Source organism: Oryzihumus sp., from assembly GCF_036391795.1.
GTDB lineage: Bacteria > Actinomycetota > Actinomycetes > Actinomycetales > Dermatophilaceae > Oryzihumus.
Window position 1 is genome coordinate 18,839 of record NZ_DASVZH010000306.1, and the last position, 12,632, is coordinate 31,470.

The 12,632-nt window shown below is 71.0% G+C and carries 12 protein-coding genes; 6 read left to right on the top strand and 6 right to left on the bottom strand.

The window, feature by feature from the left end; genetic code table 11:
- Positions 1-4: 4 nt before the first annotated feature.
- The 6 genes from VF825_RS18680 to VF825_RS18705 are packed head-to-tail and all read right to left on the bottom strand — an operon-like array spanning position 5 to position 6,463.
- Positions 5-619, bottom strand: a complete 615-nt coding sequence (locus tag VF825_RS18680) for a hypothetical protein (RefSeq protein WP_331116211.1) — start codon at positions 617-619, stop codon at positions 5-7.
- A gap of 43 nt (positions 620-662) precedes the next feature.
- On the bottom strand, positions 663-2,252 hold the full coding sequence (locus VF825_RS18685) for a glucoamylase family protein (RefSeq protein ID WP_331116213.1): 1,590 nt from the start codon (positions 2,250-2,252) through the stop codon (positions 663-665).
- 40 nt (positions 2,253-2,292) lie between these two features.
- The gene (locus VF825_RS18690) at positions 2,293-3,120 is read right to left on the bottom strand and encodes a carbohydrate ABC transporter permease (protein ID WP_331116215.1); all 828 of its coding nucleotides are present in this window, start codon (positions 3,118-3,120) and stop codon (positions 2,293-2,295) included.
- A 16-nt stretch (positions 3,121-3,136) separates the two neighbouring features.
- On the bottom strand, positions 3,137-4,069 hold the full coding sequence (locus VF825_RS18695) for a sugar ABC transporter permease (RefSeq protein WP_331116217.1): 933 nt from the start codon (positions 4,067-4,069) through the stop codon (positions 3,137-3,139).
- 19 nt (positions 4,070-4,088) lie between these two features.
- Positions 4,089-5,366 (bottom strand): sugar ABC transporter substrate-binding protein, encoded by a 1,278-nt coding sequence (locus VF825_RS18700; RefSeq protein ID WP_331116220.1) that lies wholly within the window; start codon positions 5,364-5,366, stop codon positions 4,089-4,091.
- Positions 5,363-6,463 carry a LacI family DNA-binding transcriptional regulator gene (locus VF825_RS18705; RefSeq protein ID WP_331116222.1) on the bottom strand — a complete coding sequence of 367 codons (1,101 nt, stop codon included), beginning with the start codon at positions 6,461-6,463 and terminating at the stop codon, positions 5,363-5,365. The genes VF825_RS18700 and VF825_RS18705 overlap by 4 nt, the downstream gene beginning before the upstream one ends.
- Positions 6,464-6,750: 287 nt before the next feature.
- Between VF825_RS18705 and msrA the strand changes: the two genes are divergently transcribed.
- From msrA to VF825_RS18735, 6 genes are all read left to right on the top strand, one after another.
- Positions 6,751-7,425 (top strand): peptide-methionine (S)-S-oxide reductase MsrA, encoded by a 675-nt coding sequence (msrA, locus tag VF825_RS18710; protein ID WP_331116232.1) that lies wholly within the window; start codon positions 6,751-6,753, stop codon positions 7,423-7,425.
- Between the two features lie 291 nt (positions 7,426-7,716).
- A complete protein-coding gene (locus VF825_RS18715; protein ID WP_331116224.1) occupies positions 7,717-8,358 on the top strand; it encodes an ABC transporter permease in 642 nt (213 codons plus the stop codon).
- On the top strand, positions 8,351-9,583 hold the full coding sequence (locus VF825_RS18720) for an ABC transporter ATP-binding protein (RefSeq protein ID WP_331116226.1): 1,233 nt from the start codon (positions 8,351-8,353) through the stop codon (positions 9,581-9,583). Before VF825_RS18715 ends, VF825_RS18720 begins: the two co-directional genes overlap by 8 nt.
- On the top strand, positions 9,580-10,311 hold the full coding sequence (locus VF825_RS18725) for an ABC transporter permease (protein WP_414695897.1): 732 nt from the start codon (positions 9,580-9,582) through the stop codon (positions 10,309-10,311). The genes VF825_RS18720 and VF825_RS18725 overlap by 4 nt, the downstream gene beginning before the upstream one ends.
- Entirely contained in the window at positions 10,308-11,321 is a 1,014-nt protein-coding gene (locus tag VF825_RS18730; protein ID WP_331116228.1) for a glycine betaine ABC transporter substrate-binding protein, read from the top strand. Before VF825_RS18725 ends, VF825_RS18730 begins: the two co-directional genes overlap by 4 nt.
- Before the next feature lie 146 nt (positions 11,322-11,467).
- On the top strand, positions 11,468-12,632 hold a 1,165-nt coding region (locus VF825_RS18735), incomplete at its 3' end, for an acyltransferase (protein WP_331116230.1).

The following is a 12,632-nucleotide window of genomic DNA, read 5'->3' on the forward strand; positions in this document are numbered from 1 at the left end:
GCTGTCAGTGGGTGGCCGGGCCGCCGGGGACGGTCAGGCGCGGCAGGAACACGTGCACCACGGGCCCGATGGCCACCGCGAAGAGCACCGTGCCGAGGCCGAGGTTGCCGCCGAGCAGCCAGCCGACGAGGACGACGGCCACCTCGATCGCGGTGCGGACGACGCGCACCGAGCCGCCGGTGCGCCGGACCAGCCCGGTCATCAGCCCGTCGCGCGGTCCGGGCCCCAGACGTGCCCCGATGTATGCCGCGGTGGCCACGCCGTTGAGCAGGATCCCTCCCAGCAGGAGCAGCACGCGGGTCGGGAGCGCATGGGCCACGGGCAGCCACGCGATGAACGCGTCGAGGCTGAAGCCGATGACGAAGACGTTGCTGACCGTGCCCAGGCCCGGGCGCTCGCGCAGCGGCAGCCACGCCAGCAGCACCACGGCGCCGACGATCACCGACCACTGGCCGATGGTCAGCCCGAGCTGGTGGACCAGTCCCTGGTGCAGGACGTCCCACGGCAGGATGCCCAGGTGCGCCTGCACGACCATGGCCTCGCCGAGGGCGAAGGTGACCAGGCCCGCATACAGCTGGACGAGCCGGCGGGTGAGGCGACGGGGCGCGGGCCTGTGCACGTGGCGGACGCTAGCAAGCGTCGTGCCCCGCCGCCGGGGAGTCTCAGGACACGACGCCGGCGCCGAACTCCTCGAGGCCGATCAGCGGCTTGATGACGTCCTGGACCTCGCCGCGCACGAAGTGGCGGCGGATCACGTCGTCGGCCAGCACGTTGCCGATCGAGCCGAGCACCATGGCCTGGTCGAGCGAGAGGTAGCGCCGGGCGATCGTGCCGGACCGCACCGCGACCGCGTCGAAGAAGCCACCCCGGCCGTAGGCCCCGAGGTCGCGCTCGATCCGGGTCAGGTTGGCCACCGCCTCGGCCGGCTCGTGCATCATCGCCAGGAAGGAGGCGTGCGGGGTGACGACGCCGTCACCGAACGCCGGGTGCGGGTTGGTGCCCTCGCGGCAGCCCTCGAAGCCGATGTCGACGTTGGTGCCCTGCAGGTCGGCCGGGTAGCCGTCGGGGTTGAGCCCGATCAGGTCGACGCCGTAGACGTCGTAGCCGCCGCCGGGCCGGCTCGCCGGGGAGAAGCCCCAGTAGCCGAACTGCGCGTCGTCCAGGCCGAACTCGCGGTGCGCCCGCACGGTCAGCGGGTGGTTGACGCCCCACGACCGCGGCGCCCACGTGGCCTCGGGCACGAACATGTCGGGCATGAGCGCCTCGAACATCGAGCCGCCCCAGCCCGGCACGATGCGCATCCCGCGGTAGGTGTAGGCGCCCTCGAAGACGTCCAGGCCCAGGTAGGTGCGGTGCTGGCCGACCGGCTTCTGCTCCTGCCACGACCAGTCGCAGGAGTCGGGGAAGGTCCGCCACGTCGCGTAGTACAGCTCCCGCGGCGCCTGCCCCCGGGCGATCGCGATGTAGCTGGCGATCCGCGTCTCGGAGACGGTCGTGTCGTAGTGGTGGCCGGTGTAGAAGACGTCCGGCCCGACGCCGAGGTAGTTGCCGCGCACGCTGCCCGGCTGCTCGGTCTCCCAGAACCCACCTCGCATCAGGCCACCCGTGCGGGCGTCCTTGTCGTAGTAGGAGCCGAAGTTCATCGCGCCCAGGAGCTGCTGGGCCCTGCCGGCCAGGGTGGGCTCGGCGCTGCGCACGACCATCAGCGCGGCGGCCAGCCAGCCGTTGTCCACGCTGGACAGGAACGGGTGCACGGTGCTGCCGTCGTCGGGCCAGGTGGTCAGCACCGCGCCGTCGGTCACGTCGTACCAGTTGTAGAACTGCCCGCTGGCGTCGTTGCGCTTCAGCGTCCCGAGCGTGGTCAGCGTCTGGGCGAGCCGGCGGCGGCACTCGGCCGCGCCGATGATGCCGAGCTCGCGCGCGACGACGGCACTCCACAGGTAGCCACCGATGTTGGTCGGCGAGGTGTAGCGGCTGCCGGTGGAGGTCAGCGCTCCGTCGATGTTGTCCGAGACCAGCCCGGTGCCGGGGTCGGTCATAGCGGCCATCGAGGTCCACGTGTCCCTGGCCCAGCGCAGCAGCGTGGCCGACGGTATGCCGCCGTCCCCGGCGGCCGCTGCCGTCCCGCCGGAGGCGGTGGTGGCGGCGACCGGGGCCGCGGCGGCGGGGCGGGCACCGGTGAGGGCGGCGACGGCGAGCGCAGCCCCTCCCCCGGCGAGCAGCTGGCGACGGGTGGGTGTGCGGTTGCTCATGTCAGATCCCCTGGGTGTCAACGGTTCCGGACTGGATGCGTCACTTGATGCCGGTGCTGGCGATGCCCTCGATGAAGCGGCGCTGGAAGGCGAGGAAGACGACGAGCACCGGCACGACGATGACGGTGGCGCCGGCCAGCAGCAGGCCGTACTGGGTGTTGTTCTGCCCGGTGGAGTAGAGCGCGAGCGCCACCGGGAGCGTGTAGTGGTCCTCGGACTGGGCGACGACCAGCGGCCAGAGGAAGTTGTTCCAGCTGCCGAGGAAGGTCAGGATCCCCAGCGTGGCCAGGGCCGGCCCGCACAGCGGCAGGATGATCTGCCGGAAGATCCGCAGCTCGCTGGCCCCGTCGACCCGGCCGGCGTCGAGCAGGTCGTCCGGCAGGTCGAGGATGAACTGGCGCATGAGGAACACCCCGAACGGCGCCACGAGGAAGGGCAGGATCAGCCCCGGGTAGCTGTCGACGAGGCCGAGGTTGGCCACGAGGACGAACAGCGGCACGAAGGTGACCATCCCGGGCACCATGAGCGTGCCCATCACGAGGGCGAAGACGGCCTTCTTGCCGCGGAACTCCAGCTTGGCCAGGGCGTAGCCGAGCATCGAGCAGAACACGAGGTTGCCGAGCGTGACGACCCCGGCGACGAGGACCGAGTTCAGGAAGAACCGCGGGAAGCTCAGCTGGCTGAACAACCGGGTGTAGTTGTCCAGGGTCGCGGTCTCGGGCCACCACGTCGGCGGGACGCGCCGCAGCTCGCCCTCGCCCTTGAAGCTGCCGAGCAGCATCCACACGAACGGCCCGACGACGGCGACGAGGCCGAGGGTCAGCACGGCATACAGCCACCAGCGACTGCGGGTTCGGTTGTCGTTCAACGGGATCGCACCAGCCTCAGGTGTTGGACCGCAGGGCGCGGAACTGCAGTGCGGTGAGCGCGACGATGACCACGAACATCACGTAGCTCATCGCCGACGCGAAGCCGTAGTTGCCGAAGCCGAACTGCTTGTAGGTGTACATGGACATCGAGACGGTGGAGTTCAGCGGGCCGCCGTCGGTCATGACGAACGGCTCCTCGAAGAACTGCAGGTAGCCGATGCCGGTGGTGACGCTGACGAACAGGATCGTCGGGCGCAGCATCGGCAGGGTGATGTGGCGGAACCGCTGCCACGGGCCGGCGCCGTCGATCGCGGCCGCCTCGTGCAGCAGGGCGGGCACGGACTGCAGGCCGGCCAGGAAGATCACCATGGCGGTGCCGAAGTTGCGCCACGTCGCCATGACGATGAGCGAGGGCATCGCCCAGGTGGTCGAGCCGAGCCAGTCCGGGCCCTGGATGCCGACCCAGCCGAGCATGGTGTTGAGGACGCCGCTGTCGGGCTGGAGGATGAACCGCCAGACCACCGCGACGGCGACGATCGAGGTCACCACCGGCATGTAGTAGCCGACCCGGAAGAGCCCGCGGAAGCGCGTGATCCCCTTGTCCAGGGCCAGCGCCGCGAGGAGCGCGACCGTCAGGGTGAGCGGCACGCCGACGACCACGAAGTACGCCGTGTTGAACGCCGCCTGCCGGAAGGTCGGGTCCGCGAGCACCTTGGCGTAGTTGTCGAACCCGACCGGGTTCACCGAGAACGGGGAGTGCAGGTCCCGCTGCTTGATGTCCGTGAAGCTCATGTAGAGCGAGGACAGCACCGGCCACGCGGTGAAGACGGTGAAGAGCAGGCAGAACGGCAGGGCGAGGACCCAGGCGGCCCGCCCCTGCCGCGAGCGGCCCGAGGACCGCCCGCGGGAGGGGGACGGGGACGGTGACGCCCCGGGGGCGGGCGTCACCGTCCCGGGCCGCAGGGTGTCAGCTGCCCGTGCCAATGGAGTCAGCCTTGGCCTGGATGGTCTTCAGCGCTGCCGCCGGGTCGGAGCCGGTCTTCATGACCGTCTCCATCTGCGTGTCGAACGCGTCGGCGACCTGCTCCCACGTGGCGATCGCCGGCGGCGCCTGGGCGTCCTTGAGCTGCTCGCCGAAGGCCTTGAGCTTCTCGTCACCCGACAGGCTCGGGTCGGACCAGGCGCTCTGCACCGAGGGCAGGTCGGTCGAGAGCTTGTACCACTTCGTCTGGGTGGCGGGGTCGGACAGCCACTTGACGAACTTCCACGCGCTGTCGCGGTTCTTGGAGGCCTTGAACACGGCGAAGTCGGAGCCGCCGACGAAGGAGGTCGCGCTGACCTTCTTCGGCATGGGCATCACGCCGTACTTGTCCTTGAAGCCGGCGCCGCCGAGCTTCTCGACCGCGCCCATCTCCCACGGGCCGGAGATGAACATCGGGATCGAGCCGTTGACGAAGTCCTGCTCGAGCTGGCCGTCCGGCAGCTCCTTGGGCGACAGGCCCTCGGTGAAGTAGCTCTGGTAGTACTTCACCGCCTCCGCGAGCTGCGGGGTGTCGAAGGTGAACTTCTTCTGGTCGTCCGTGGCGATCTTGGCGCCGTTGGACCAGCCGAAGGGCATGATCGTCTGCCACGAGCCGGTCTTGCCCGCCTGCAGGTTGATGCCCCACTTGGTGTGGGCCTTCGACTGCAGGGCCTTGGCCATCGCCTTCAGGCCGTCCCAGTCCGTCGGCAGGGTGGTGATGCCGGCCTTGGCGGCGAGGTCCTTGCGGTAGTACACGAGGCGGGTCTCGACGTACCACGGCACGCCGTAGGAGGTGCCCTTCACCTCGGTGGTCTTCTGCGCGCCAGGGAAGAACGAGGCGGAGTCGATCGACTTCGGGGTCGGGTCCAGGGCGTCCTGGCCGGCGAACTCACCCATCCATGTGGTGCCCACCATCGCGGCGTCCGGCGTCTTGCCGGCCGTGATCGCGGTCGTGAACTTGTCGTGCGCCGCGTCCCACGGGATCGGCGTGACCTTGACCGTGACTCCGGGGTTCTGCGCCTCGAACTCCTTGGCCAGCGTCGGCAGGTTCTCGCCCTCGGTGCCCATCGCCCAGACGTTGATGGTGCCGGTGGCCTTGCCGGAGCTGATGTCCTTGGCGCTGCTCTGCCCGCTGGCGGTCTCGGTCGAGCGGCCGCACGCGCTCAGCGCGAGGGCCGCGGTCGCCATGGCGGCGACGGCGATCACGTGGGGGTGGCGTCTCATCGGGTGTTCCTCCTCGGCGGGGCGGTGCCCCGGGTGGTCGTCGGTGAGGTGGGGGTGGATGCGGCTGCCGTGGTGGCACGGTCCTTCGCCGTGCAGCCGCAGGAGGAGCGAAGGACGAGTTCGGTGGGAAGCACGATCGGCTCGGGGCGGGCCGGCATGCCGGTGATCCGCTCGTGCAGCCGGGTGGCCGCGGTCTGGCCGAGCTCGCGCATCGGCTGGCGCACGGTGGTCAGGCCGGGGGTGATGTAGCGGGCGGTCATCACGTCGTCCCAGCCCACGATGGCGATGTCGTCGGGCACGCGGACGCCGCTGCCCTCGAGCCGCTTCATCACTGCGAGGGCGAGCTCGTCGTTGGCACAGACCAGCCCGTCGACCTTGACCCGGCGGCGCAGGATCTCCTCGGCGACCTGCACGCCGGCGGCCTCGAGGAAGGGCACCCGCAGCGGGGGCCGCCGGACCGGGATGTCGGCGGCGGCGTGCGCGTGCCGGAAGCCGGTGTAGCGGGCCTGCACGTCGGAGGAGCTGTCGGGGTCACCGACGAAGACCAGGTGGGTGCGCCCGTGGGCGAACAGGTGGGCGGTCAGCGCCCGGGCGCTCTCGGTGCTCTCGGTCACCACGGCGTCGGTGCCCGGCACCTGCTGCCGGGCGACCAGGACCACCGGGGTGGTCCGCGCGAGCGACTGCACGACCGGGTCGGCGATCGTCGAGTACGACAGGGCCAGACCATCGACCCGTCCGGCGAGGTCGCGCACCGCCTGGGTCGGGTCGTCGCGCCGGCCGGTGACGACGAGGACCACGCTCTGGCCGAGCGCGGCCGCGGCCGACTCGTAGCCGGTGAGCAGCTCGGCGTAGTAGGGCCCCCGCAGCTCGGGCACGACCAGGCCGTGCGCCTCGTGCCGCTGCACCGCGAGGCTTCGCGCGGCCCGCAGCGGGACGTAGTCGAGCTCCTCCACCGCCTGCATGACCTTGCGACGGGTGCCCTCGGACGTGCTCGTCGTGCCCTGGAGGACGCGCGAGACCGTAGCGATCGAGACGCCGGCTCGTTGGGCGACCGAGTAGATGGTCGCCGCACGGCGCCCGGGCTCGGCTGAGCTCACGGAATCCTCCTTTCGCGGCCTTTGTCCGATGTAAGCGCTTTCATCCTGCCCGCCGTTGTCCGGCACCACAACCCCCTGGGACGGAATTTCCTGACATACGGCACCAATGTGCCGGTCCTGACCTCCTGTGTGGCGACGCCACACCCGCACCGGCCGGTATGCCGTGCTCCCGGGCCCCGCCCGGGAGCCCGGTCCCCGGGGTCCTCCGGAGGGCACCCCCGGAAGGTCCCGGGGCTTGCGTGGCGTGTGAGACTGAGGTCGTGCTCTTCGGTTCCGCCAAGCGACAGATGATCGAGGCCGACGAGGCCCTCCCGGGCCGGCCGGCCTACGCCTACCGCGTCCCCGAGACCCACGAGGTCCTCGGCACCCCCCTGCAGGGCCCGTGGCCCGAGGGCACGCAGGTGCTCTACGTGGCGATGGGCTGCTTCTGGGGCGCCGAGCGCATCTTCTGGCAGCTTCCCGGCGTGGTGACCACGGCGGCCGGCTACATGGGTGGCTTCACCCCGCACCCGACGTACGAGGAGGTGTGCACCGGCCGGACCGGGCACACCGAGGCGGTCCTGGTGGCATTCGACCCCTCCGCGATCAGCGCCGAGCTGCTGATGGCGACGTTCTGGGAGAACCACGACCCGACGCAGGGCAACCGCCAGGGCAACGACGTCGGCACGCAGTACCGCTCGGCGGTCTACTGGACCACACCGGACCAGGAGGGCGCGGTGCGTGGCACCCGCGAGGCGTTCCAGGGGGTCCTGCACGAGCACGGCCATGGCGAGATCACCACCGAGCTGCGGCCGGCGTCGGAGGCCGGGACCTTCTACTACGCCGAGGCCTACCACCAGCAGTACCTCCACAAGAACCCCGGCGGCTACTGCAACCACGGCCCCAACGGCATGTCCTGCCCGATCGGCATCGTGCGCCAGGACCAGCTCCCGGCCCAGAAGGACGTGCTGCCGCCGCGGTGAGCAGGGCGATGTCCGGGCCCCGGGTCCCGTGCCGGCGCACCCGGCCCCCGGGACTGCCGGAAATGTCCGGATCCCACCCCGCGCACGGTTCCGCATGACGGCGTGGCCCTTGCCACACCCTCCGGACTCGTCATCAGGCCGCGCGAGCGCGCGCCCGCGCGCGTGCGCGCGATACCCGATGCCCGCGCGGGTTTCCACTTTCGGATGTCCGTCCGTGGCTCCCTAAGGTGAATGGCCGCCTGCCGTACAGGGCTCTCGCCGACGAGGGCCCGGGAAGGATCGGCCAATTCCATGTGGGAGTTCATCTCCGAACACCGCGATGCGCTGGTGTTCGGGGCCTACCAGCACGTCAGCCTCGTCGTGCAGAGCGTCGCCATCGCGACCGTCCTGGCCCTTGTCATCGCGGTGCTCGTGCACCGCATCCCCCGGCTCTCGGGCCTGGTCAACGGGGTCAGCGCCATCGGGCTGACGATCCCGGCGCTCGCGCTGCTCGCTTTCCTGCTCGCAGTCCTGGGCCTGGGCGTGCTGCCGTCCGTCGTCGCCATCGTCTTCTACGCCTCCCTGCCCATCGTGCGCAACGCGGTGGTCGGCCTGCGTGGCGTCGACCCCACCCTCGTGGAGTCCGCCCGCGGCATGGGCATGAGCGGCCTGCGCACGCTGCTGCGCATCGAGCTGCCACTCGCCTGGCCCGTCGTGCTCGCCGGCATCCGCGTCTCGACCCAGATGTGCATGGGTATCGCCGCCGTGGCCGCCTACGTGCAGGGTCCCGGCCTCGGCTCGTTCATCTTCAACGGCCTGGCCCGCCTCGGTGGCGCCGGTGCCACCGAGTCCGCGGTCGCCGGAACCCTCGGCGTCGTCCTTCTTGCCCTTGTCCTCGACGGCCTGCTGGTCCTCCTCCAGCGCGTCACGACCCCTAGGGGGATCCGTGTCTGACCTGACCACCACCACCCAGACCCACCCGTCCACCGACGACGCCATCAGCGGTGTCGACATCGAGCTGGTCGGCGTCACCAAGCGCTACCCGGGCCAGAAGAAGGCCGCGGTCGAGGACGTCAACCTGCACATCCCCGCGGGCCAGATCCTCATGCTGGTCGGCCCGTCCGGCTGCGGCAAGACGACCACGCTGAAGATGATCAACCGGCTGATCGAGCCCACCTCGGGCCAGATCCTCATCGGCGGCGAGGACGCCCGCGCCAAGAACGCCGACGAGCTGCGCCGCCACATCGGCTACGTGATCCAGGGCGGCAGCCTGTTCCCCCACATGAACGTCGCCGCGAACATCGCGATGGTCCCCCAGATGCTGGGGTGGGACAGGAAGCGCATCACCGAGCGCGTGGACGAGCTGCTCGACCTCGTCGGCCTGGACCCGGCCCGCTATCGCGACCGCTTCCCGCGTGAGCTCTCCGGTGGCCAGCAGCAGCGCGTCGGCGTCGCCCGCGGCCTCGCGGCCGACCCGTCGGTGATCCTCATGGACGAGCCCTTCGGCGCCGTCGACCCGATCACCCGCCAGCGTCTGCAGGACGAGCTGCTCTCCATCCAGGAGGAGCTGCGCAAGACCATCGTCTGCGTCACCCACGACTTCGACGAGGCGGTCAAGCTCGGTGACCAGATCGCCATCCTGCGCGAGGGCGGCGAGATCGCCCAGATGGACACCCCCGCGAACATCCTCGCCGCCCCGGCGAACCGCTTCGTGGAGAACTTCATCGGCGCCGGCGCCACGCTCAAGCAGCTGACCCTCAGCCGGGTCGGCGAGATCGACCTCGAGCAGACCACCACCGCCACGGTGGGCGAGTCCGGCCCCGAGGTGCTCCAGCGGGCCCGCGTCAAGGGCGACCGTGCGGTCGTCGTGCTCGACCAGCGCCGCCGCCCGCTGCGCTGGGACTGGCTGCGCGACATCGAGGAGCAGCCGGTCATCTCCGACGTCAACGCCGACCTGGTGACCGTCGACCGGCGCGCCACGCTCAACGACGCGCTCGACACCATGCTCGTCTCCGGCCACGGCGGCGTCGTCGTCACCGGCCGCCGCGACGAGTACCAGGGCGTCGTGCGGATCGGCTCGCTCGTCTCGCTGCTGCAGGAGACCCGCGAGCAGGCCGAGCAGGCCATGGCCGAGGCCGCCGAGGCCGAGAAGCCGCAGGAGGAGGTGCTGCTCAAGTGAGCCCCACCCGTCGCCGGCTGATGATCCAGCCGGTCGCCATCCTCCTTGCCCTCGGCGCCTGGGCGCTCTGGCGCTCCAGCGCCACCCTGGACAGCATCGAGGCCCGCCAGCTCGACTGGACCGAGATCGGCCACCTGGCCGTCCAGCACCTGCAGGTGACCGTGGTCGCCACGCTGGTCGTGCTGGTCGTCGCGATCCCGCTCGGCATCCTGCTGAGCCGCCCGCGCTTCCGCCGCGCCTCCACCCTCGTGGTGGGCGTGGCCAACGCCGGCCAGGCCGCCCCGGCCATCGGCCTGATCGTGCTGCTGGCCATGTGGATCGGCTTCGGCTTCCAGACCGCCGTGATCGCCCTGGCGCTCTACGCCCTGCTGCCGGTGCTGCAGAACACCATCGTGGGGCTGACGCAGGTCGACCCCACGCTGGTCGAGGCCGGCCGGGGGATCGGCATGTCCAGCCTGGCCGTGCTGTTCAAGGTCGAGCTGCCGCTCGCCGTGCCCGTCATGGCGGCCGGCATCCGCACCGCCCTCGTGCTGCTGGTCGGCACCGCCACGCTCGCGACGTTCATCAACGCGGGCGGGCTCGGCGGCCTGATCGTCACCGGCATCACCCTTTTCCGCTACCCGATCCTCATCAGTGGCGCCGTGCTGGTTGCGTTGCTCGCGCTCGCGGTCGACTGGGCCGGCCACGTCATCGAGGAGATCGTCCGACCGAAGGGGCTCAGCTCATGACCGCCCGCACCAGCCGCCTCGCGCGCCTGTCGCGACGGGCCGGCATACCTGCTGTTGCTGCCGTCGCAGCCGGCGCCCTCCTGTCCGGCTGCGGGCTGCAGACCAGCGGCGGGTTCCTGCCCTCCGCCAAGCTCGCCGGGCCGGAGAAGGACGTCAAGCGCATGGACGGCCTGAACATCGCCGTCGGGTCGAAGAACTTCAGCGAGCAGATCCTGCTGGGCAAGATCGCCGGCATCCTGCTGCAGGCCAACGGCGCCAAGGTCAAGGACCTGACCAACATCCCGGGCTCCAACAGCGCCCGGCAGGCCCAGCTGTCCGGCCAGATCGACCTGGAGTGGGAGTACACCGGCACCGCCTGGATCTCCTACCTCGGGCACGAGAACGGCATCCCGGACCGGAACGAGCAGTACACCAAGGTCCGCGACCAGGACCTCAAGGAGAACAAGCTCGCCTGGCTCAAGCCCGCGCCGATGAACAACACCTACGGGTTCGCCACGACGCAGGCCACGGCCAAGAGGCTCGGCATCACCAAGCTCTCCGACCTGGGCAAGGTGCCGGCGAAGGACCGCACGTTCTGCGTGGAGTCGGAGTTCGCCAGCCGCAACGACGGCTTCGAGCCGATGCTCAAGCGGTATGGCGTGCCGCTGGGTTCGGGGGTGCCGCGCGGCAACGTCAAGACCCTCGACACCGGCGCCATCTACGAGGCGACCGCCCAGGGCCAGTGCAACTTCGGTGAGGTCTACACGACCGACGGCCGGATCCAGTCGCTGAACCTGAAGGTCATGCAGGACGACCGCAAGTTCTTCCCGGCGTACAACGTCGCCGTGGTCGTCCGCCAGCCGGTGCTGAGCAAGAACCCGGAGATCGAGAAGCTGTTCACCCCGGTGGCGGCCAAGCTCGACGACACCACGCTCCGGCACCTCAACGCCAGGATCGACGTCAACGGTGAGGACCCGTCCAAGGTCGCCATGGACTGGCTCGTCCAGGAGGGCTTCGTCAAGCGCGCCTGACGCCGACCCCGTCCCACCGGGCCACGCAACCGCCCGTTTCCGGCCCTCACGGCCCGGAAACGGGCGGTTTGCTGCGTTCGGTGCCGGTTTCGGCTTGGGGCGTTGTACTCAGGCGCCCGGGGTGGTCCGGCTGCCACGCTCGCGTCATGACCCGTGCCACGAGCCGACCGATCTTCGCCGAGCGCGTCGCCGCCGCGACCGCCGCCGACCGCGACCGGTTCATCGACGCCGTCCGGGCGGGCAGCCTGCTCGTCGTGGTGCTGGGGCACTGGCTCATGGCCACCGTCACCATCCACGACGGCCGGGTGGAGGGCGGCAACGCGCTCACCGCGGTCCCCGCGCTGCAGCCGGCCACGTGGGTGCTCCAGGTCATGCCGCTGTTCTTCATCGCCGGCGGCTTCTCCAACCTGACCGTCTGGCGCGGCCTGCGCCGCCGGGGCGTCGGCTACCCGGCGTACCTGCAGGGTCGCCTGGTCCGGCTGCTGCGCCCCACGCTGGTGTTCGTGCTGTTCTGGCAGCTCGCCCTGCCGGTCGCCGCCGCGCTCGGGCTGCCCACGGACCGGCTCGACCTCATCGGCCTGCTGCTGGGCCAGCCGCTGTGGTTCCTCGGCGTCTACGTCGCCACGACCGCGCTCGCGCCGTCCATGCTGCGCTGGCACGAGCGCTCGCCGCTCCCGCCCCTGCTCGTCCTGGCCGTGGGCGCCGTGGTGGTGGACTGGTTCCGGTTCTGGCGGGGGATGGAGAACGTCGGCTACCTCAACCTCGCGCTCGTCTGGCTCTTCGCCCAGCAGCTGGGCTTCTGGTACGCCGAGGGCCGTTTCACCACCTGGCGGCGGGTCGCCCTCTGGGCCGTCGTCGGCGGGTGCGTGGTCGCGCTGACCCTGCTCACCGCCCTCGGCCCCTACCCGGTCAGCGTGGTCGGGCTGCCCGGCGAGACCTCCAACATGACCCCGCCGACGGTGTGCCTGCTCGTCCTCGCCGTGGGTCAGCTCGCGGCCGCCCTGCTGCTGCGCCCCCTGCTGTCATCGGCGCTGCAGCGGCCCCGGGCGTGGGCTGGCGTCGTGCGGTTCGGCGCCATGGCCATGACGGTCTACCTCTGGCACCTGTCGGTCCTGGTGCTGGCCTACTTCGCGCTCATCTCGGCCGGGGTCACCCCGCCGGGCGCCGGGACCGGGCTGTGGTGGGCGACGCGGCCGTTCTGGCTGCTCGGCCTGGCTGCGGTGACCACCACCCTTGCCACGGCCCTGGCGCCGCTGGAGCGCGGGCGGGCACCGCGGCGGCCGGCCCCGGAGCCGGCGGCCGGCGCGCCCG